The 20838-nt window shown below is 55.8% G+C and carries 17 protein-coding genes and 2 pseudogenes; 14 read left to right on the forward strand and 5 right to left on the reverse strand.

Annotated features, from left to right (window positions below; all coding sequences use genetic code 11):
• Positions 1 to 57 precede the first annotated feature (57 nt).
• The 5 genes from FBQ85_09550 to FBQ85_09570 all read left to right on the forward strand — a co-directional run bounded on the left by FBQ85_09550 (position 58) and on the right by FBQ85_09570 (position 3384).
• Positions 58 to 408, forward strand: a complete 351-nt coding sequence (locus FBQ85_09550; GenBank protein MDL1875392.1) for a hypothetical protein — start codon at positions 58 to 60, stop codon at positions 406 to 408.
• Between the two features lie 140 nt (positions 409 to 548).
• On the forward strand, positions 549 to 932 hold the full coding sequence (locus FBQ85_09555) for a DUF2703 domain-containing protein (protein ID MDL1875393.1): 384 nt from the start codon (positions 549 to 551) through the stop codon (positions 930 to 932).
• A gap of 12 nt (positions 933 to 944) precedes the next feature.
• Entirely contained in the window at positions 945 to 1340 is a 396-nt protein-coding gene (locus tag FBQ85_09560; GenBank protein MDL1875394.1) for a response regulator, read from the forward strand.
• 40 nt (positions 1341 to 1380) lie between these two features.
• On the forward strand, positions 1381 to 2475 hold the full coding sequence (locus FBQ85_09565) for a DUF3179 domain-containing protein (protein ID MDL1875395.1): 1095 nt from the start codon (positions 1381 to 1383) through the stop codon (positions 2473 to 2475).
• 9 nt (positions 2476 to 2484) lie between these two features.
• Entirely contained in the window at positions 2485 to 3384 is a 900-nt protein-coding gene (locus FBQ85_09570; protein MDL1875396.1) for a transporter, read from the forward strand.
• Between the two features lie 100 nt (positions 3385 to 3484).
• Here the strand turns inward: FBQ85_09570 and FBQ85_09575 are convergent, their stop codons facing one another.
• From FBQ85_09575 to FBQ85_09590, 4 genes are all read right to left on the reverse strand, one after another.
• Positions 3485 to 3880: a cupin domain-containing protein gene (locus tag FBQ85_09575; protein ID MDL1875397.1), complete on the reverse strand. Its 396-nt coding sequence runs from the start codon at positions 3878 to 3880 to the stop codon at positions 3485 to 3487.
• Between the two features lie 33 nt (positions 3881 to 3913).
• A complete protein-coding gene (locus FBQ85_09580; protein ID MDL1875398.1) occupies positions 3914 to 4501 on the reverse strand; it encodes a heme-binding protein in 588 nt (195 codons plus the stop codon).
• A 104-nt stretch (positions 4502 to 4605) separates the two neighbouring features.
• A complete protein-coding gene (locus FBQ85_09585; GenBank protein ID MDL1875399.1) occupies positions 4606 to 4995 on the reverse strand; it encodes a hypothetical protein in 390 nt (129 codons plus the stop codon).
• A 186-nt stretch (positions 4996 to 5181) separates the two neighbouring features.
• Positions 5182 to 5964, reverse strand: a complete 783-nt coding sequence (locus FBQ85_09590) for an aquaporin family protein (GenBank protein ID MDL1875400.1) — start codon at positions 5962 to 5964, stop codon at positions 5182 to 5184.
• A gap of 221 nt (positions 5965 to 6185) precedes the next feature.
• On the opposite strand from FBQ85_09590, the gene FBQ85_09595 reads away from it, so the two are divergent.
• The 9 genes and pseudogenes from FBQ85_09595 (at position 6186) to FBQ85_09635 (ending at position 19368) form a co-directional block, all read left to right on the forward strand.
• Positions 6186 to 7556, forward strand: coding sequence for an NAD(P)/FAD-dependent oxidoreductase (locus FBQ85_09595; protein MDL1875401.1), 1371 nt, complete (start codon positions 6186 to 6188; stop codon positions 7554 to 7556).
• Positions 7557 to 7648: 92 nt separating this feature from the next.
• Positions 7649 to 9196, forward strand: coding sequence for a GMC family oxidoreductase (locus tag FBQ85_09600; protein MDL1875402.1), 1548 nt, complete (start codon positions 7649 to 7651; stop codon positions 9194 to 9196).
• An 83-nt stretch (positions 9197 to 9279) separates the two neighbouring features.
• Positions 9280 to 10893: a hypothetical protein gene (locus tag FBQ85_09605; protein ID MDL1875403.1), complete on the forward strand. Its 1614-nt coding sequence runs from the start codon at positions 9280 to 9282 to the stop codon at positions 10891 to 10893.
• Positions 10894 to 11067: 174 nt separating this feature from the next.
• The gene (locus FBQ85_09610) at positions 11068 to 12120 is read left to right on the forward strand and encodes a glyoxalase (GenBank protein MDL1875404.1); all 1053 of its coding nucleotides are present in this window, start codon (positions 11068 to 11070) and stop codon (positions 12118 to 12120) included.
• A 137-nt stretch (positions 12121 to 12257) separates the two neighbouring features.
• The gene (locus FBQ85_09615; GenBank protein MDL1875405.1) at positions 12258 to 14897 is read left to right on the forward strand and encodes a glucosidase; all 2640 of its coding nucleotides are present in this window, start codon (positions 12258 to 12260) and stop codon (positions 14895 to 14897) included.
• A 113-nt stretch (positions 14898 to 15010) separates the two neighbouring features.
• On the forward strand, positions 15011 to 16114 hold the full coding sequence (locus FBQ85_09620) for a glucose dehydrogenase (GenBank protein MDL1875406.1): 1104 nt from the start codon (positions 15011 to 15013) through the stop codon (positions 16112 to 16114).
• A gap of 344 nt (positions 16115 to 16458) precedes the next feature.
• Positions 16459 to 16620, forward strand: a pseudogene (locus tag FBQ85_09625) (zf-HC2 domain-containing protein).
• A gap of 365 nt (positions 16621 to 16985) precedes the next feature.
• The gene (locus tag FBQ85_09630; protein MDL1875407.1) at positions 16986 to 17399 is read left to right on the forward strand and encodes a hypothetical protein; all 414 of its coding nucleotides are present in this window, start codon (positions 16986 to 16988) and stop codon (positions 17397 to 17399) included.
• 13 nt (positions 17400 to 17412) lie between these two features.
• Entirely contained in the window at positions 17413 to 19368 is a 1956-nt protein-coding gene (locus FBQ85_09635; GenBank protein MDL1875408.1) for a glycogen debranching protein, read from the forward strand.
• Between the two features lie 121 nt (positions 19369 to 19489).
• Here the strand turns inward: FBQ85_09635 and FBQ85_09640 are convergent.
• A pseudogene (locus tag FBQ85_09640) lies at positions 19490 to 20686 on the reverse strand (ISL3 family transposase).
• Positions 20687 to 20838: the final 152 nt, after the last annotated feature.

Genomic DNA, 20838 nt, shown 5'->3' on the forward strand with positions numbered 1-20838 from the left:
CTATCCGTTGGTGAAATGTTTTTTAGTTCCGGCATGTCCGGGTTGTGAAAATAGATCATGACGAAGCAAACAAAAATCATTCTCGTTTTAGCCGCGCTGGCCACACTTGTAACGCTCATCACTTGGCAAATGACAGGCGGCGACTACTATACCAAGTTTGAAGTGGTTGAGCAAGTCGCAGCGCCGGTGGCTCCCGACGATCCGCTGGCCGTGGCGGGTTTTTATGAAAACGCCCCGCCAACGCAAACCGTGACGCGCCCGGAATTTCATCTTGGATTACTGCCGACACCAAGCGGCTTGCTTGACAAGCACGCGCTGTCCGTGGTTTCGATTGTGTTGCCGGTTTGGTTGATTGCGGGGAGTTTGATTTGGCGGCGGCGCAGCACACGCGGGAATTTTAATCGGTGAAGTTCGGTTAGAAATTATTGATTCGCTGCTTATGGCGCTCGGCGAAATCCAATTTTTGGAAATCCGGGAAAAAATCCCCGCTTGCCCGGCGATAAGTCAACAAATGGCCGCCACGGAAAATTTTTCACGGAGGAAAAGCCATGAACCTGCACGTCGAGTTTCTCTATTTTCGCGGCTGCCCCAATCAGGAAGCGGCGCGAAAATTACTCGTTGACGTGTTGCGTGAAAACCGCCTCAAAGTCACGCTGCACAACATGCGCATCGATTCGCGCGACGAGGCGATTGCCAAACGCTTTCTCGGCTCGCCGACGATTCGTCTCAACGGTGTCGACGTCGAGACGGGCGCAGAGCGGCGCACGGATTTCGGCATGCAGTGCCGCGTGTATCTTGCCGGCGGAAAATATGCCGGCATGCCGAGCACGAAAATGATCCGTTCGGCATTGGAAAGAGCGCTGACCGATTCGACCGCTCCAATCGCCAACGAACCTCGCATGGAACGATTCATATCACCCGTTTGCTGTTAATGGAGTTGGCGCATGAAAACCATTTTGATTGTGGATGACGAAAAAAATCTGCGGCTGCTCTATTCGCAAGAATTGAAACTGGGAGGCTATCAAGTATTTACCGCGGCAAACGGAGACGATGCCCTGCAATTCCTCAGAGAGCATCGGGTTGATTTGGTGATACTCGATGCCAAGCTCGAAGGCCAAAGCGGGCTGGAGGTGCTATGCGCGATGATGCAGCAGAACCGCCGGCTCAAAGTGATTCTCAACACCGCTTATTCATACTATCGTTTTGATTTCACGTGTTGGTGGGCGGATGCTTTTTTGATCAAATCTTCCGATTTGCAAGAGCTAAAAGCCAAAGTGCATGAGCTTGCACCGCTTCGACTTGCGCCCAAACGCTTTATGCCGCAATTGTTGCCGTCATAACTAGATTGCGCTAGGTAACTCCATTCAGGAGGTTTTTCCCATGAAAAAAAATCTGTTTCTCATTCTGCTCGCAACGCTCTCGTTGGGCGTTGCCTGCAACAACGACAACAGCGCCAATCCACTCGATAACGGCTCCCGCGGCGGTTCCGGCTTCGGCGTGTCCGGCCTGCTCTTCGAGAACAATCTCGTGATGTGGGATCGCGAAAATCAAGGCTCGCGCAGCGAGTTGTTTCCGCAAATGTATTTCACCCGCGCCGACGCGGCGAATTTTCCCACCTGGAATTCGTTTCCCTCCGATAAAATGGCCTCCGGCGGTGTGCCGCGCGACGGCATTCCCGCACTGACCAATCCCAAGTTTGTTCCGGCTTCTTCTTCGGAAGCGAGTTACGTGCGCAACACCGATCTCGTTTTAGGCGCGGTGATCAACGGCGAAGCTAGAGCCTATCCGGAAAATATTTTGTGGTGGCACGAGATCGTCAATGATGAAATCGGCGGCCAAAGAGTGATGATGACGTTTTGCCCGCTCACCGGCACCGGCCTGTTCTTTCGCGCGCCCGATCGCGCTGCGAATGTCGATCGCCTCGAGCTGCTGCCCGTGGTCGAAACCACATGGGAAAAATGGAAAGAGTTGTATCCCGCCACCGTCGTCATTTCGCGGAACACGGGATTCAATCGCGATTACACCGCTTATCCTTACGGCAATTATCGCTCCGAGCAATCGCAGCCGCTCTTTCCGCTGCGCACGCGCAATTACGACACGCGCTTTCAACCGAAACACGTCGTGCTCGGCCTTATCGAAGGCGACGTGCAAAAAGCTTATCCCTTTTCGAAGCTGAACGGCAAGCCCGTGGTCAACGATCAAATCAATGGCCGCGACGTGGTGATCGTTTCGGATTTGTCCGCGAAGCTGGTGATTCCTTATGAGCGCAATGTGAACGGCCAGCTTCTGCTTTTCACTGCAACGAGCACGAGCTCTTTTCAGATGACGGATGACTTAACGGGCAGCGTGTGGAATATCAAAGGCGAGGCCGTGTCAGGTTCGCTCGCGGGCGCGAAGCTGAAGCAGGTGCCGGCGCATACTGCGTTCTGGTTTGCATGGTCGGTGTTTTGGCCGTCAACACAAATCTTCGAATAAAATGGCACCATGAAAAAATTACTGATCTTTGCTTTGATGATATTTGCTTTGCCGGTCGAGTCCTTTGCCGGCGCGTGGACATTGCCCAAGAAACGGTTGTGGCTCAAATCCGCGGTCTTTTATCAAGCCACCGATCTTCGCTTCTGCACGGAGCAAGATGCGCTCGCGTTGGCCTTTCGCGAGGCGGGTTGCACCGCGGCCGGGCATCGCGCGCCGTTCGCTCCGTTCGTTGGTGGCGAAAGCGAAGCGCTCGCGATTTTTACGGAGGCAAGATACGGTGTCGTCGATTGGCTCGAAGTGGGCGTGCAAATTCCTTTTTATCGTTTGCAATTCACCAATCTCGCCAACCCGCGACGACCGCGCAGCAACAATTTGGGCGACGTTCGCTTCTTCGCCAAGTATCGCGCGCTCGCGCAACCGGTGGTTGCGAGCCTTACCCTCGCGGCGAAAAGTCCAACCGGAAAATTCAATATCGATGCGGAAGCCGTGAATGTGAGTGAGGGCCAGTGGGATTTTGAAGTGCTCGGTGAAGTGGGCAAATCGTTTTGGCCGCTGCGAGGATATGCCGGTCTGGGCGTGGGTTATCGTGTTCGCACCGATAATCCGAGCTTCGATCAAACTCTGGCCGATGAGTTTATTCTGCAGGCCGAAGCGGGCTATGAATTTTTTTCGCGGGTGACCTTCAAGAGCAGCCTAGATTGGTTGCGCGGGCGAAGGCCGCTGCTCAAATTAAATGGCGCGCCGCTCTTGGAGCGTCGCGAGCTGCTCACAATATCGCCGACGCTAATCTACACGTTTCGTCACGGCTTGAATCTTGAAGCCTCTGCGCGTTTCCCGATTCACGGTCAGGATTTTCCCGCGGGAACTCAGTACATGGGCGCACTGTCCTACAGTATATCCTTCTCATAATCCGAACAAAACGGAGCCAAGAAACAGCCCTGGAGTTACCTAGAGATACACGGAAACGTTCACAGTTCCTTTCTGTGAATTTCCGTGTATCTCTGCCTGCCTAAGTCAACGACTTCACGACATAATAGTTGAACGGCGCTTTGACTTCCTTGAACCAATGCGGCGTGCCTTGGGGCACGATGATCACGTCGCCCTTCACCAGCTTGCGCGCTTCGCCGCCGTCAATGCTGGCGCCGCGAATTTCGCCGGGAGAAATCGCCTGGCCGTCGAGGACTTTGCCGCCGGTCACGAATGTGGCCGTGCCTTGCAGCACGTAGATGATGTCGGTTTCGTATTCGTGCACTTCGGCTTTGCCGGGGCCGTCGCGATGGCTCGCGTGAATTTTGTATTGGCTGTTTTCGAGCAACGGTTGTCCCTTTGCGAACGCGGCCGCCACGCTGGCGTTGTCAAAAAAAGTCACTGCGGAAGTTGCCGCGCCATTGGCGTTTCGGCTCAATGCCTGCGCCCCGGCAAGCGCAAGCTCCTCGTCCTATTGCGCGCTGGCGGCACCGCTCACGCCCACCGCACCGACGATCTGCCCGTCAATTTCAATCGGCACACCGCCCTGCAGAGGCGTGAAGTCATGCAGGGCCACCATCGGCGTGCGGCCTTCACGAATGATCTTCTCGAACACGCTGGTCGGGCGTTTGAAAATCGCGGCCGTGCGCGCTTTGCCAATGGAAATGAGGCCACCGGCGGCAAAGGTGCCGTCCAGCCGCTCGACCGCGATGAGATTGCCGCCGTCATCCACCACGGCAATCACACCGCCGGGCGCATTCACTTGCCGGGCCTGGGCAAGCGCGGCGGCGATGACTTTTTTCGCGCCCGCCAGCGTCAGCGTCTGCTTCGGCAGCGTTGATTGCGCCTGGCCGCTGGTTGCGAGGAAAGCAGCCAGCAGCGCCGCTACGGTTGTTACAAGTGTTTTCACGAATGAACCTCCTTGCAAGTATTCGGTGACATCCCTCAACGGGCGCCTGGACTGCAGTCGAATCGTTGCGTGGCCTTCCGGTGTTCCATCGACCGGATCACCGGAAGCAAGCGATGAACCCGAATCCGGCCAAACGCTCGCGTTCAACAACCGGCCGGTTGATCAAGCGCAGGCCCGGTTTCGCACGCAGATCAAAGCAGCAGCGGGCGAAGCGCTCAACCAACCGGCCGGCCAACAACAGCGACAGCGACAGGTTACTTCATCACGGGCTTGGCAAAGGAAGCTTCGCCCAACAGCACTTCGGCCCAGGCACACCAAATTTGCACCTTGGCAACGTCCTTCACATAGGCCGGAACCACGAGGGTATTGTTGTATTTGTCCTCTTTGATCTTCAAGCGATTGAGCAAATACACGTTGCCCTTGGAATCGACCAATTGCCAATGCGGCGCGGGCGTATCCGGAACCACGAAATCATCCGACAACGTCAACACCAGCTTGCCGCCTTCCTTGCTGGCGATGGCAAAGCCGGTATTGGCCTTCACGCCGGCAAACGGCGAGCTTTTGGTCATGTCGTTGGCAAAACCCGCCGCCACCGTCAACACCAGCGCCGCGGCCCAGGCAGAACGCAACACGTTGCGAGGCATTTGAAACCTCCAATGAATGAGTGAGAATGATGAGATACTGATGATCTCGTTGATTGATGATTCAGCCAGAAGATGAGAGGCCTTTTTGTGCCTCCCTTTGCTTTTTGTCGTCCCGTCCTTGTGAAAAGCTATTGCAGACTGCTGCCGGCCGGGGGCTGGGACCGCTCATTCCAAGCGTGCCGTGCATTATCCGGGCGGCTTGCCGCAGAAGATGCACCGTTTCACGTTTTGATGATGCAGCTTGGCGCACGCCCGCGGCGGCGAGCCTTTTGTTATCAAATACACTTGCGCCGCCGCCAGCATGCCGAGCAAGGGAGCAGTGAAGTAGATCCACCACGCCGTCCAAACCTGCGCGGGCAATGCCGAGCCCAACGTGCGCGCCGGATTCATGCTCATGCCCGAGAACGGCGCCTCGAAGGTGATGTAGGCCGCGATCAACGCGCCGGCGCACAGGCCTGTGCGCGACGCATAGCGCGCATGATTGGAGACGAGCAGCACCACGCTCATCAGAATGAAGGTGATCAGGCTCTCCGCAACGAAGGCGAGCGCGATACCTGCTGTGCCCGGCACCGTGACGACATAATTGACGTTCGGATGCGCCAGGCGCACACCCAACACCTGCGACATGAGCAGCACGCCCGCCAGCCCGCCAGCGAACTGGGCTATGATATAAAAGAACGCATCGTACCCCTTGAGTTTGCCCAGGCGATAAAACGTCAGCGTAAACGAGGGATTGAGATGCGCGCCGGACTGTTTGCCCCACGGTGAATAAACCAGAGCAATCGCCGTCAGTCCCATGGCCAGGCCCATCACTGCGCGCCGCACGAACGCGCTGTCAATCGCCTGCCGCACTGGCGAAGCCGGATGCTCCAGCAGCGCCCCAAAACCGCAAGCCGAAACCATGAACAATCCCAGCCCGGCGGCCTCCATCAAATATTCCGGCCAGTGTTTCTTCAGCACAGCGAACATGGTATTCCTTCCGGCAAGCGGATAATCACAATCGGCACGGCGCTGCGGCCGTGCGTTTTAGTTGGACTCGCCGCTTTGTCGCCGCGCGGCGGATTTCCTTACCACGCGCCGGCGAGGGGCCGCATCGCCACGCCTGCGCCAGCGATGTAAGGATTGGGCGTGCATCACGACCAAACAACAAATTCAATTTGGCAAAAGAACCTCAACACTCGCGCAATGCTATGAACTCAGTCAGGCCTGTTCGTATCGTCATTCTCGGCGGTGGCTTTGGCGGGCTGTACACTGCCCGCTATCTGGACAAAATGCTGGCGCGTGATCCCGGCGTGGAAGTGACGCTGATCAATAAAGAGAATTATTTTCTGTTCACGCCCATGCTGCATGAAGTCGCTGCCAGCGATCTCGACCTCACGCACATCGTGAATCCCATCCGCAAGCTGCTCGAGCGGGTGCGTTTCTTCGACGGCGAGGTGGAAGCGATCGATCTGGTGAAGAAGCGGGTGATCGTGTCTCACGGCCTCGCCGGGTCCGGCCATGATCATGAATTGGAATACGACCATCTCGTCCTGGCGCTCGGCTCGCTTACCAACTTCTTCAACCTGCCCGGCCTGGCGGAGCGCGCGTTGACCATGAAGTCGCTGGGTGACGCCATTCATCTGCGCAATCGCTTGATCGAGAATCTCGAGGAATCGGATTTTGAATGCGCATTGAACCGGCGCGATCATCTGCTCACCGTGGTGGTGGCGGGCGGCGGTTTTGCCGGAGTGGAAACGATTGCCGGCGTGAATGACTTTCTGCGCGAGGCGGTCGCGTTTTATCCGTATCTCAAGGAGGAATACCTCCGCACGGTTCTGGTGCATCCCGGCGGGGTGATCCTGCCGGAATTGGGCGAACAACTCGGCCGCTATGCCCAGGAGAAGTTGCGGCAGCGCCAGGTCGAAATTCGCACCAACACGCGCGTGCAGGGAATTTCGGACCGCGGCGTGGAGCTCAGCGATGGCGCCTTGATCAAGGCGAATATCTTGGTGTGGACGGCCGGCACTTCGCCTCACCCGTTGCTCGCAAAGTTGCCGTGCCGACTGGAGAAGGGGCGTGTAATGGTGAATGCTTTCCTGGAGGTGCCGGGTTGGTCCGGGGTGTGGGCCTTGGGCGATTGCGCAGTCGTGCCGGATCCCGAGGGCAAGCCCTACCCGCCCACGGCGCAACATGCCATCCGGCAGGGCAGGGTGCTCGCGCAGAACATCACGGCCGCGGTGCGCGGCGGCCGGAAGCGTCCTTTTGTTTTCAAAACCATCGGGCAATTGGCCGCCATTGGCCGGCGCACCGGCGTCGCGCGCATTTTCGGTTTCAACTTCTCCGGCTTTCTGGCCTGGTGGATGTGGCGCACGATTTATCTGAGCAAGCTGCCGCGCTGGGAGAAAAGAATCCGGGTGGCGCTGGATTGGACGTTGGATTTGTTTTTCTCCAAAGATCTCGTGCAATTCGAAACGTTGCGCGCGCCCGCGGTTTCGCACCAACATGAGGACGGCCAACCGGCCCGCAACGGCCAGACGGTTGCCGAGCCGGCGAGTCTCGCAACGCTGCCGGGCCGGTGAACCGTTTCGCGCTGGTGTAAGTTTCCCGCTGGATTTTCGACCAATGTCTGAATGGCAGCGCATCAAGTCAGCGACAACCTCAGGAGAAGACCATGGCCAGTGCCAATCATTATGACGTGATCATTATCGGCAGCGGCGCGGGCGGCGGCACGCTTGCCTATCAGCTCGCGCCCTCCGGCAAAAAGGTTTTGATATTGGAGCGCGGCAACTACGTGCCGCGCGAAAAGGACAATTGGAGCACACGCGCGGTCAACGTGCAAGCCAAGTACAACACCAAAGAAGAGTGGAAAGACAAGGATGGCAAAGCCTTGCATCCTCACACCAATTATTATGTCGGCGGCAATACCAAGTTTTACGGCGCGGCTTTATTTCGCTTGCGTAAAGAAGATTTCGGCGAGCTGAAGCATCACGGCGGCCTCTCGCCGGCCTGGCCGGTTTCCTATGATGAGATGGAGCCGTATTACACCAAAGCCGAGCATCTTTATCATGTACACGGCGAACGCGGTGTCGATCCCACCGAGCCGTGGGCAAGTGCACCGTATCTTTATCCCAAAGTCAGCCACGAGCCGCGCATTCAAAAGCTGCACGATGATCTCGTCCGACTCGGGCACCAGCCGTTTCACGTGCCGCTCGGCATTATGCTGAACGAGCAGGATCGTTTGCGCAGTCATTGCATTCGTTGCGATACATGCGATGGCCATCCTTGTTTGATTTACGCCAAGGCCGATGCGCAAGTGGTGTGTGTCGATCCCGCGCTCAAGCATCCTAACGTTTCTCTGCTCACGGATGCATACGTCTCTCGCCTCGAAACCAACGCCACGGGACGCGAAGTGACGCAGGTTCACGTCGAGCGCAATGGCGCGAAAGAAACGTATTCGGCAGATGTCGTTGTCGTGTCGTGCGGCGCGATCAACTCCGCCGGGTTGCTGCTGCGTTCTGCAAATGACAAACATCCGCGCGGCCTGGCCAACGGCTCGGACGTGGTGGGTCGGCACTATATGGGCCACATCAACTCTATTGTGCTGGCAATTTCGCAGCATCCCAATTCGTCAATCTTTCAAAAGACGCTCGCACTCAATGATTTTTATTTCAAGTCGAAGGAATGGGATTTCCCCATGGGCCTCATTTCCTTCGTCGGCAAACTTGACGGCACCACGCTCTCCGCCGGCGCGCCGCCATTTGTGCCCGGCTTGACGCTCGACTTTATGGCAAAGCACTCGCTCGATTTCTGGCTGACCTCCGAAGACCTGCCCGATCCCAGCAATCGCGTGACATTGGATCGCAACGGCAATGTCATGCTGGCTTATTCACCAAACAATGAAGAAGGCCACAAGCGCTTGCAAGCAAAACTCAAAAGCCTGTTGCGGCAAATTGAAGGCATGGAGCATATCATTCCGCTGCAACGCTTCCTGGGACAACGCATCCCGCTGGCAGGCGTCGCGCATCAAAACGGCACGATTCGTTTTGGCAATGATCCCCGGACTTCCGCGCTCGCCCCCCACTGCAAGGCGCATGAAGTCGACAATCTCTACGTTGTCGATGCCAGCTTCTTTCCCTCCAGTGGCGCGGTGAATCCGGCGTTGACCATCATGGCTAACGCGCTGCGGGTGGGAGATCACTTATTGCAAAGGTTGAAATGATTTCGGATTGGCGGATTGTTGGAATGTTAGATGACTGAGTGGCACATCAATCCAGCACGTCACCAATCCATGAGAGCATAATCATGACGACGACGTCTACAACTTTTTGCCCATTGTGCGAAACCCCAACGCCGCGCGAACACTTGGCACAAGCCGGGTGGATTTCATCGGAAGTCGAAGCGCAATTGCGCCGTAATCATCCGGAGTGGCGCCGGGCTGACGGCGCGTGTCCGGCTTGTGTGCAGCAGTATTTGCTGCACACACTGCTGCACCAAGGCGAAGCGGCGTTGCATGAGAGCTTGCAAGCGGTCTGGCTGCTGGATGCCGAAGCCGCCTTCGGTGCACTGCCCACGCCGCTGCGTCTGCATGCGGATCCGCGCTTCACCGGCAGGAACGTTACGCTGGCGATGGTTGACAGCGCCTTCTCTCCGCACCCGGATTTGGTGCAGCCGGTGAATCGTATTCGCGCCTGGATTGATGCCAGCGAGCCGGTGTTGCAGGCGCGCTCTTTCAAAGCGAATGAAACGCCGAGTTGGCCGGGAGCGCAGGAGGCCGCTGCCGGTCAATGGCATGGCACGATGACCAGCGTGGCCGCCGCCGGCAATGGCTGGTTGAGTCAGGGCTTCTATCGCGGACTGGCGAGCGACGCCAGCCTCGTGTTGGTGCAGACCATGAATCGCGACGGCCGGATCACCAATGACAGCATCGTTCGTGCGCTGCGCTGGCTGCGCGAAAATCGTCTGGCGCTGGCGCTGCGTGTGGTGAATCTATCGCTCGGCGCTGATCCGATCGGCACGCTGAAGGACAATCCCATTGATGCCGAAGTCGAGGCGCTGGTGCAGGAGGGCGTATCTGTCTTTGCTGCTGCCGGCAACAATGGCGAGCGCCGCTTGCTGCCACCAGCGACAGCGCCATCCGCGCTTACGATTGGCGGATTGGATGACAAGAACACGTTCAATCATGATGAAGTCGAGTTGTGGCACAGCAACTATGGCGAATCCCTGGGCGGCGCGTTCAAGCCGGAACTGGTGGCGCCCAGCATTTGGGTGGTGGCGCCGGTGTTGCCGGGGACGGCGCTCGCCCGGGAAGCGCAGGAGCTTTTTGCGCGCCGCCGGCGCGGTGATCGGAACTGTGAAAGCCGCATCGCCGAGTGCAAATTGGTGACGCCGTTTTATCAGCATGTGGATGGCACCAGCTTCGCCGCGCCGCTGGCCGCCAGTGTCGCGGCCTGCATGCTGGAAGCCAATCCCAAACTCGCGCCGTTCTTGTTGCGCAGTGCTTTGCTCGAGTCCGCCGTGCCAATTGCCAATGTGCCGCGCGCGCGTCAGGGCGCGGGTGCATTGCATGCCGGCCGCGCACTGGCGCAGGCGTTGCGTGAAAAGCACGGCGTGCGCAACGGCCATTTCCATTCGCCGCACCTGAAGGACGCGAAGCTGAATTTTGTCCTGCACGATCATCAGGCGCGCCGCGTGCAAGTCTTCGGCAGTTGGAACGACTGGCGCACCGGCATCCCTGCCAAACAGATGGAGGGTGGCATCTGGCGCGCCGCCCATCCTGTGCCGGCAGCAGGCCGCTATCAATACAAATTTCTGGTCGACGAAGAGCGTTGGTGCGATGATCCCGCCAATCCCGAAAAAATGCCGGATGGCTTTGGCGGTTTGAATAGCGTGGTGGTTGTTGCGTCAGATGGACGCTGAGAACAAAAGCGCTCCGCCGCTGGCGCAGAATCTTGCAAATTGGCTGTACCCATGATACCTTTGCGTCATCTGCGATGATCTGCGGATAACAACTCATGTTTGCCTGCATTCCCAATAATACAAGCCTCCGGCGGTGATTCTGACAAAGCCTAACCTGCAAAGGACAAACCACGCATGAAGTCACAAAGCCAACACACGAAGATCCGTTTGTTCCTCAGCTTCTTGGTGATCGCCTGGCTGGCACCGTCGCGATTCTCCTTCAGTCAAGAGGCTGTCAACGCAGTCGAGGCGATCGGGCTGACGGTCTCAAAACTGGATCGCGCCCTTGATTTTTACACCAGCGTTTTGCCCTTTAGCAAGGTGTCTGAGGTTGAAGTGGCCGGCGAGGCTTACGAGCATCTGCAGGGGGTGTTTGGCCTGCGCCTGCGCGTTGCGCGTCTGCAGCTCGGCGAGGAATTCATCGAGCTGACCGATTATCTCGCGCCCGAGGGCCGGCCGGTGCCGGTGGATATGCGCAGCAATGATCACTGGTTTCAACACATTGCCATCGTCGTGAGCGACATGGACAAGGCCTATGCGCATCTGCGGCGGCACAACGTGCAGCATGCTTCCACCGGCCCCCAGCGCATTCCGGATTGGAACCAAGCCGCCGCCGGCATTCGGGCGTTTTATTTTCGCGATCCCGATGGCCATCATCTCGAGATCATCTACTTTCCAGTAGGAAAGGGCGATCCCAAGTGGCAAAGCAAGGGGCAAGGCGCAAATGGCAAAAACGAATTATTTCTCGGAATCGATCACACGGCCATCGTCGTTTCCAACACGGAAGAGAGTTTGAAATTTTATTGCGATTTATTGGGTTTGAAAGTGGCGGGCGAGAGCGAGAATTACGGTACCGAGCAGGAACATCTCAACAACGTGTTTGGCGCGCGTTTGCGCATCAGCGGCCTGCGCGCCGCGACCGGACCGGGCATTGAGTTTCTCGAATATCTTGCCCCACGTGACGGCCGCCCTACTCCATTGGACATTCGCGCCAACGATTTGATTCATTGGCAGACGACGCTGGTGGTCGCGAATGCCGACGCCATGCTGCAGCGCCTGCGCCAGAGCGGCGCACGCTTCGTCTCGCCGGCTGCGACCGTGACGATGCCTGCCGCTGAGTTGGGCTTCCGGAAGGGCGGCCTTGTGCGTGATCCCGACGGTCACGCGCTGCGCCTGGTGGAGAGATAATTTGTTTGGTGCCCGTCCCAGAATGTTCCAACCTCGGCTGGGTTGAGGTTCATGATATTTCGAGTCGCACGAAGCCTTCGGGCTTTGATACAACGGCCAGGAAGTTATAGGAACCCTTTTCAAGTGATGGAGACTCTATGAACGCGGAGAAAAAACGTCTCGCCGAAGCCCGCTCGCAAAAAGCCGCGTGGAAGAAGTGGGGGCCGTATGTCACCGAACGGCAATGGGGCACGGTGCGCGAAGATTACAGCCCGTATGGCAACGCGTGGGAGTTTGTCTCGCACGATGCGGCGCGCAGCAAGGCGTTTCGCTGGGGTGAAGAAGGCCTTGCCGGCATTTGTGATGAGCGCCAATTATTGTTGTGCTTTGCACTGGCCTTGTGGAACGGTCGCGATCCGATTCTAAAAGAGCGCCTTTTCGGTCTCACCGGCAACGAGGGCAACCACGGCGAGGACGTGAAGGAGTATTACTACTATCTCGACAGCACGCCGACGCATTCGTACATGAAGATGCTGTACAAATATCCACACGCCGAGTTTCCCTACGGCTGGCTGGTCGAAGAAAACCGCCGCCGCGGCAAGGGCGCGCCGGAGTTTGAATTGATCGATACCGGCATTTTCAATGACGATCGCTATTTCGACGTATTCATCGAATACGCCAAAGCCGCGCCGGATGATATTTTGATTCGGATCACGGCGCATAATCGCGGACCGGAAGCAGCAACACTGCATCTGCTGCCGACGGTGTGGCTGCGCAACACCTGGGCGTGGGGTGTGAACGGCCACAAGCCGAGCATGGGCGTCACCGCGCGCGGCGGCATTGAAATCAATCAAACCGATCTCGGCAAGAGGTGGCTGCTGTGCGAAGGGGACCCGAGATTCTTGTTCTGTGAAAATGAGACGAATGTCAAGCGCTTGTATAACGTCGAAGGCCGCGGCTATTTTAAAGATGGCATCAACGAGTACGTCGTGCATGGCAACCTGGCGGCGGTGAATCCGGCGCAAATCGGCACAAAGGCGGCGGCGCATTATCGCCGCGAAATTCCCGCCGGCAAATCAGCAACGCTGCGCCTGCGTTTGAGCAACGTCGCGATCATGGCGGACCAGGCGTTTGCTGATTTTGATCAGACCTTTGCCCAACGCCAGAAAGAAGCCGACGAGTTTTACGCGGAGATTCAGGCGCCCATCAAAGAAGCAGACGCCAAAGACGTGCAGCGCCAGGCGTTTGCCGGCATGTTGTGGTCGAAGCAGTTTTATTATTTCGACATTCCGCGATGGTTGAACGGTGATCCGGGACAACCGCCGCCGCCGGAAGGCCGCAAGCACGGCCGCAATCACGAATGGCTGCATCTCAACAATGCCGATATTATTTCGATGCCGGACAAGTGGGAGTATCCGTGGTACGCGGCTTGGGATCTGGCGTTCCACTGCATTCCGCTGGCGATGATCGACGCGGATTTCGCCAAGGAGCAGTTGGTGCTGCTGACGCGCGAGTGGTACATGCATCCCAACGGTCAACTGCCGGCGTATGAATGGGCATTTGGTGACGTCAATCCGCCGGTGCATGCCTGGGCAACGTGGCGTGTCTTTCAGATCGACCGCAAGCGCAACGGCGGCAAGGGCGATCTCGCGTTTCTCGAACGTGTTTTTCAAAAACTGCTGCTCAATTTCACCTGGTGGGTGAATCGCAAGGACGCGGAAGGCCACAACATATTTCAAGGCGGTTTTCTTGGCCTGGATAACATCGGCGTGTTCGACCGCAGCGCCATGCTGCCCACCGGCGGCCACCTCGAGCAAGCGGATGGCACGAGCTGGATGGCGATGTATTCGCTCAACATGATGCGCATTGCGCTGGAGTTGGCGCAGCACAATCACGTCTACGAAGACATGGCGACCAAATTCTTCGAGCATTTTCTCTACATCGCCGGCGCCATGGCGAACATCGGCGGCGATGGCACCGACTTGTGGGATCAGGAAGATGAGTTCTTCTACGATGTGCTGCATTTGCCCAACGATGCCCATGTACCGCTGAAAGTCCGCTCGATGGTGGGTTTGATCCCCCTGTTTGCCGTGGAAACGCTGGAGCCGGAGCTGCTCGACCGAGTGCCCGAGTTCAAGCAACGCCTGGAATGGTTTCTCAATTACCGTCCCGATTTGGCGAGTCTGGTGTCGCGCTGGCATGAGCCGGGACCGGGCGAGCGGCGCTTGCTTTCGTTGCTGCGCGGCCATCGCATGAAGCGCCTGCTCAAGCGCATGCTGGACGAGACCGAGTTCCTGGCGGATTACGGCGTGCGGGCCTTGTCACGGTTTCACGAGGATCACCCTTACGTTTTTCAGGCCAATGGCAATGCGTTCACGGTGAAGTATCAGCCGGCGGAATCCGATTCTGGCTTGTTCGGCGGCAACTCGAACTGGCGCGGCCCGATCTGGATGCCGGTGAATTATCTCATCATAGAGTCACTGCAGAAGTTTCATCATTACTACGGCGATGATTTCAAAGTCGAGTGCCCGACCGGCTCCGGCCGCTTCCTCACGATCAACGAAGTGGCCAACGAGCTGTCTCACCGCTTGACGCGCATCTTTTTGCGGGATGAAACCGGCCGGCGTCCGGTGCTCAATTATCATGAGAAGATTCAGAACGACCCGCACTTCCGCGATTACGTGCTGTTCCACGAATACTTTCATGGCGACAACGGCCGCGGGGTAGGGGCTTCGCATCAAACCGGGTGGACGGGCTTGGTGGCGAAGCTGCTGCAGCCCCGAGCAATGGAGAAATGAATAAAGAGTTGGCAAGGCTGATTGCCTTCGTTGTAAGGTTGTCGGATAAAATACGACTAACCAACGAAACCCAACTGCCCTGCAACTCAAGTTTGGAACTGACGGAGAAAAAAATGAAAGCCATTGCAGTCCTTCCGGGAAAACCCAATTCCATGCACCTGCGTGAGGTGCCGAAACCAAAAGTATCTGATGTACCGAATGGCCGTGGCGTGCTGGTGAAAGTGCTGCGCGTCGGTGTGGACGGCACAGACAAAGAAATCAATGCAGCCGAATACGGCGCCGCGCCGGAGGGCTATGATTATCTCATCACCGGCCATGAGTCTTTTGGCATTGTTGAAGAGGTTGGCCCAAACGTAACAGAATTGAAAGTGGGCGATTTTGTTGTGGCCACTGTTCGTCGTCCTGGCCATTCGATTTATGATCAAATCGGCACCTACGACATGACCACCGACGATATGTATTACGAGCGCGGAATCAATCTGCGCCACGGTTTTCTCGCCGAGTATTACGTCGATGATCCGGAATATATCGTCAAATTTCCGCGCGGCCTGAAGGAAGTTGGCGTTTTACTCGAACCGACGACGGTGGTGGAAAAAGGCATCGCGCAGGCGTATGAAATTCAACGCCGCTTGCGAGTGTGGCGTCCGCGCAAAGCAGCAGTAATGGGTGCGGGTACCGTCGGGTTGTTGGCAACACTCGCCTTGCGCTTGCGCGGACTCGAAGTCGTGACACTTGGCCGCACGCCCAAGCCTTATCTCAACTCCGATCTGCTCGAAGCGATTGGCGCGCGTTACGAGACGACGGTGGATTTGCCGATTGTTGAAAGTGCAAAAAAGTACGGCCCGTTCGACCTCATCTTTGAGGCGACCGGCGCCTCTTCGGTAGTGTTTGAGAGCATGCAAGCGCTCGGCAAAAACGGCGTACTGGTGCTTTCCAGTATCACTGGTGCCAACAAGATGATCGAAGTGCCGGCGGACAAAATTAATCTCGAATACGTGCTGGGCAACAAAGTCACCGTCGGCACGGTCAACGCGAATCGCGAATACTTTGAAATGGGCGTGAAGGACATGGCTCATGCCGAAGCGGAGTACCGCGGCTGGCTCAAGCGCCTGCTCACACATCCGGTCAAAGGCTTGGAAAATTATCAGGACCTGTTGAACCAACTAACCACGGCCACGGGCGCTATTAAAGTATTCTGTGAGGTCGCAGAGTTATAATTCAAGTAGAGACGTTTAAATTCGTAAATAGAACACAAGACCCCATTTGTCCGTGGCGGACGGTGGGGTTATCTGTTTATTTTCGCACTGATTCAGGAAGCCGATCCTTTATTTCGGGGGTGAAAATTCTTCTTCCATTCCGTGTAAGTTTTCTTATTTTGGGTCGACAAATCGGTGACCGGCTGATCTCGATTCTGATACTTGCCAATAACACTTGACGACATCACTTCGAGCTGAGGCAACCGCAAGGGCGGATCAATAAATTTTATCAGCGACGAGTTTTTATGACTTTAAAAATGAGATTTAAAATCTGGCTGGCGCATAAGCTGCCCACTTGCAAGGAAGTGACACGTATGGCCTCAGATGCTATGGATCGAAGGCTGCCGCTTAAACAGCGAATCCAGATGAAACTGCACTTTATGACGTGTAGTTTGTGTTTACGATATTTTCAGCAACTGCAGCTCATGCGAGAAATGGCGCACCAGCAGGCAGGGCAAATTGAGGAAATGAATCCCTCCGCGAATCCTTCCCTCCCCTCAGCAACGCGCGAGCGTTTCAAACGCATGCTCAACAGCTCTGCGCCGGAATGAAGGCAAAATGACAGCCGTTGTTGTAGGGTAGCGCGTTGAAGCGCCGACGCATTTGCGGCAACCGTTTCTGCACGTGCGATGTGAGATTATCACAATCGCAGACGTGATGCAAAATCCCATCGTAAAAATCGCCCAGAAAACGGGCTTTGCTTATGGTGGGATTTTTGTTTTAGGCCGTCAAAAGGCCGCATCAAACAACGGCGCCTGTAAGGATTGAACCGTGCAAGCGACCAAATCATGAACAAATCCATGCAGGTAACGAGCTAAAAAAGAGGAAGATCATGGCCACTATTCTGCTCAATGAATCCGACCCCAGCCGGAGACATTTGCTGCGAGCGCGGCTGCAACGGCAGGGCCACAAGGTCTGGTCCGCGAGCCATCTCAATGACATCGTCGTATTGCTTCACGACGTTGCCGTCGATCTCATGATTATTGATCTCGATCACCAAAATCTCAACGAGCTGGTCGCTTTTGCCGACCATTGGAAAGGCATCAAAATCCTGTTCCAAACCAGCACGGCAGCACCGTTGCAGGACTTTCGCTCATGGATGGCGGATCAGTTTGTCTACAAGTTTCACGATAGTGAAAACCTTACGCTTGCAGTGGCACAGCTTTTACAAAAAAAATCCCCTCGGCCACGAATCTTCAAAAAGACGAAAACCAGCCATAGCGCAGCGCGATTCGCAATGGCGTAAAAGGAACCTCAACATGCCCATCTCTTTTGATGAACCTCTCACCACAAATTTTGACGAGGCGATCAGCCGCGAATGGCTCGAAACGAACGGCCTCGGCGGCTGGGCAAGCTCAACCGTCGCCGGCGCGCACACGCGGCGCTATCACGGCTTGCTCGTCGCGGCAACGCATCCACCGGTGGGGCGCAAGGTGCTGCTATCCAAACTCGATGAAGACCTCGTGATCGCCGGACAACATTACGAGTTGGGAAGCAACCGCTACCCCGGCGCTGTACATCCGCGTGGTTTTGAATATCTGCGTTCCTTCGAGAAGGATTTGTTTCCGGTTTTTGAATATGAAGCTGGCGGCGTGCGACTGCGCAAAACTATCGCTGCCGTCAACGGTGAAAATACGACGCTCGTTTTGTATGAGATTTTGACCGCATCCTCGGCATTCTCGTTCGAGTTACGGCCGTTCATTGCCTATCGTGATTATCACAGCATGGCGCACGCCAATGGCGCTATTCGGCGTGAAGCAGACTTTAGCGAAGGCTTCTTTCGCGTACAACCTTATGAGGGCGTACCCGAGTTGTTCATTGCAATACCTGGCGCTACCTTTGAAGCGCAGCCGGATTGGTATCGTAACTTTGAATACGTCATGGAGCAGTATCGCGGCTTGGATTATCGCGAAGATCTTTTCACGCACGGCCAGTTTAAGCTTGAACTCAAAGGTGGTGACAAGCTTGGCGTTATTATCTCAACCGAGAATCCCGTGCGCCGCGATGCCTTCCAATTATTCGCGGCGGAGAAACGCCGTCGCGAGCAACTTTGTGAAGGGCCATCAAGCAAAGACGAGTTTTCCAAAATGCTAACACTCGCCGCGGATCAATTCGTAGTCAGGCGTGGCGAGAATTTACGCACGCTCATTGCCGGGTATCATTGGTTTTCCGATTGGGGCCGTGATACCATGATTGCGTTGCCGGGCATTTGTCTCATCACTGGCCGTTTTGAAGATGCGAAAAAAATTTTGCGCGCCTTTGCACAGAGCACGAGCCAAGGCATGCTGCCGAATCGTTTTCCCGATGCGGGCGAGCAACCGGAATACAATACCGTGGATGCGACACTGTGGTTTTTCATCGCCATTTACAAATATCTGTACGCGACCGGTGACGAGAGTTTCGTGCGCGATGAGCTGTTGCCGATTCTGCGTGATATTCTCTCATGGCATGAACGCGGAACGCGCTACAACATTCACGTCGAGGCCGACGGTTTGTTGTATGCCGGTGAGTCGGGTGTGCAACTCACTTGGATGGACGCCAAGATCGGTGACTGGGTGGTGACGCCACGCCAAGGCAAGGCCGTTGAAATCAACACGCTGTGGTACAACGCTCTCATGATTATTGCAGAGTTGTCGCAGCGCTTTGGCGATATAAAGGAAGGGAAGTGTTTTGCGCAAAAGGCATCACAGGTGAAGGAGAAATTTGTTGAAGCCTTTTGGAATGAAGCAGGCGGCTATCTTTACGACTACATCGACGGCGATTATTACAATTCTGATTTACGACCGAACCAAATCTTCGCGTTGAGCTTGCCGTTTGCTCTGCTTGAAGGCGAAAAAGCCAAGCAGGTTCTCAAAATTGTCGAAGAAAAACTCTACACGCCGGTAGGCTTGCGCAGTCTGGCGTCGGATGATCCCAGTTATCGCGCTCATTACGGCAGCGATCAATGGTCGCGCGACAGTGCCTATCATCAAGGCACGGTTTGGAGCTGGCTGCTCGGGCCGCTAGTAAGTGCAATTCTATCCGTGGAAGGCAAAGCCGGTAAGCCGCGCGCACGAAGACTCATGGAAAATCTCAAGCCGCATCTCAATCAGGCCGGTTTGGGAACGATTTCAGAGATTTTCGACGGCGAGTTCCCGCACACGCCGCGTGGGTGCCTAGCTCAGGCATGGAGTGTCGCGGAAGTTTTACGGGCATACGTTGAAGTTATTGTGTAGTCGCCCACATCCATGGGTGGAGTTAGACGCGAAATACACCCCGAATGGCGGTACCATCTAGTCGGAAAGAAGGTACCCCGGAGTGAGCCCACCTAACTTTTTTGGCTCTATGTTGAAAAGCTGGGTAGTTGAATTTGAGTTTGCCTGCGATGAAGTAGATCATATTGATGAAGTTCTCAATATTGCGATAACCGCGGGCGCGTCGTTTGGCTAACTGAATTTTGCTATTGATGCCCTCCAGAACACCATTAGCGAATTTCGCTTCGATATAGTTGATGATTCCACTCCAATGGCTCTTGAGAGTTTTAACGAACTTTTTGAAGGCTGCAATGCCGGAGGTTTCAACCTCCGCACACCAGTAGAATAGAAAGGCCAGACCTTGTTCTTTGTCATCGAAGTCCCAGAAGTCATGAAAGAGTTCTTTGAGGCGATACGCTTTACCCAGCGTAGGATAAAGCGTGATCAACTCGGCCAATGCCGCTAGTTGTTTAACGGAGAGGTTGTCCGCCTTTTTCAGGAAGGTATATTTATGGCCTTTCAGCTCTTGATGTTCTCGCCGCTCGGCTTTGCGAACTTCGTCCATCGCCTCATTGAGCAACTTCACGATATGAAAACGGTCAAAAACGATTTGGGGGTTTGCGAAGTTGTGAGTCACGCCGGCGATAAAAGCCGGTGACATATCGATGCTGACATGCGCAATCTGTTCTGGCGGCACACCCTTGCTTCGAAGGTGATTTTGTAGGCGATCAATGGTCGCTTCATCCTTGCCAGGCGTGGCGAAGAGCACCCGGCGCGCATCCAAATCCGCCGCGAGCGTCACATCGTCATGGCCTTTCTTGCTGGAGGTTTCATCAATGCCAATGTTCGTCACATGGGTTTGATCATCTCGCTCGAAGGCATGTTCAATCCAGTAATTGAAAATCGTCCACAGCCGGTTGGGATAAACACCCAAAATGGTGGCCGCCTTGTTGATGGGCATTTCATTTTCAATCAAACACATGGCAAACGCTTCGAAGAGTAGAGTAACGCCGCTGCCCTCACGCGCCCAGGCGACCGGAACTTGTTTCACCTTTCCTGCACTTGTGGTAATGCGAGGCACACGAGCGTGCAGGAAACAAGGATATTGGAAAAAGCTTAGATGTTGCCACGTGCGCGGCTGGGTATCATAAACCGCACATTCCACGCCGGCCTCATCCTTGAATTTGGCACCTTTGGGAAAGGTGAGATAGAGGTGAAGTTGCCGTTGACCTGAAGCGCTTTGCGAAAATTCTATGCGCTCGATACACCAGGGCGGCGTGAGGTCGGTGGCCACGACAATTCCCCCACCTTCTTGCCTTAGGGCCAGGATAATTCCCCCACCCAGGGTCAACTTAATTCCCCCACCCAGGGTCAACTTAATTCCCCCACCTGGGTCAGGATAATTCCCCCACCTGCGGGGTCTGGAAGCCGTATCTTCTCCGTTTCCGCACA

The organism is Cytophagia bacterium CHB2, from assembly GCA_030263535.1.
In the GTDB taxonomy this organism is placed as follows: domain Bacteria; phylum Zhuqueibacterota; class Zhuqueibacteria; order Zhuqueibacterales; family Zhuqueibacteraceae; genus Coneutiohabitans.

Coding starts and splice junctions, on each gene's coding strand:
- FBQ85_09610 (MDL1875404.1), top strand. CDS start 11,068: ATGAAGTCACAAAGCCAACACACGAAGATCCGTTTGTTCCTCAGCTTC.
- FBQ85_09590 (MDL1875400.1), bottom strand. CDS start 5,964: ATGTTCGCTGTGCTGAAGAAACACTGGCCGGAATATTTGATGGAGGCC.
- FBQ85_09600 (MDL1875402.1), top strand. CDS start 7,649: ATGGCCAGTGCCAATCATTATGACGTGATCATTATCGGCAGCGGCGCG.
- FBQ85_09570 (MDL1875396.1), top strand. CDS start 2,485: ATGAAAAAATTACTGATCTTTGCTTTGATGATATTTGCTTTGCCGGTC.
- FBQ85_09620 (MDL1875406.1), top strand. CDS start 15,011: ATGAAAGCCATTGCAGTCCTTCCGGGAAAACCCAATTCCATGCACCTG.
- FBQ85_09550 (MDL1875392.1), top strand. CDS start 58: ATGACGAAGCAAACAAAAATCATTCTCGTTTTAGCCGCGCTGGCCACA.
- FBQ85_09560 (MDL1875394.1), top strand. CDS start 945: ATGAAAACCATTTTGATTGTGGATGACGAAAAAAATCTGCGGCTGCTC.
- FBQ85_09595 (MDL1875401.1), top strand. CDS start 6,186: ATGAACTCAGTCAGGCCTGTTCGTATCGTCATTCTCGGCGGTGGCTTT.
- FBQ85_09605 (MDL1875403.1), top strand. CDS start 9,280: ATGACGACGACGTCTACAACTTTTTGCCCATTGTGCGAAACCCCAACG.
- FBQ85_09630 (MDL1875407.1), top strand. CDS start 16,986: ATGGCCACTATTCTGCTCAATGAATCCGACCCCAGCCGGAGACATTTG.
- FBQ85_09585 (MDL1875399.1), bottom strand. CDS start 4,995: ATGCCTCGCAACGTGTTGCGTTCTGCCTGGGCCGCGGCGCTGGTGTTG.
- FBQ85_09555 (MDL1875393.1), top strand. CDS start 549: ATGAACCTGCACGTCGAGTTTCTCTATTTTCGCGGCTGCCCCAATCAG.
- FBQ85_09635 (MDL1875408.1), top strand. CDS start 17,413: ATGCCCATCTCTTTTGATGAACCTCTCACCACAAATTTTGACGAGGCG.
- FBQ85_09615 (MDL1875405.1), top strand. CDS start 12,258: ATGAACGCGGAGAAAAAACGTCTCGCCGAAGCCCGCTCGCAAAAAGCC.
- FBQ85_09565 (MDL1875395.1), top strand. CDS start 1,381: ATGAAAAAAAATCTGTTTCTCATTCTGCTCGCAACGCTCTCGTTGGGC.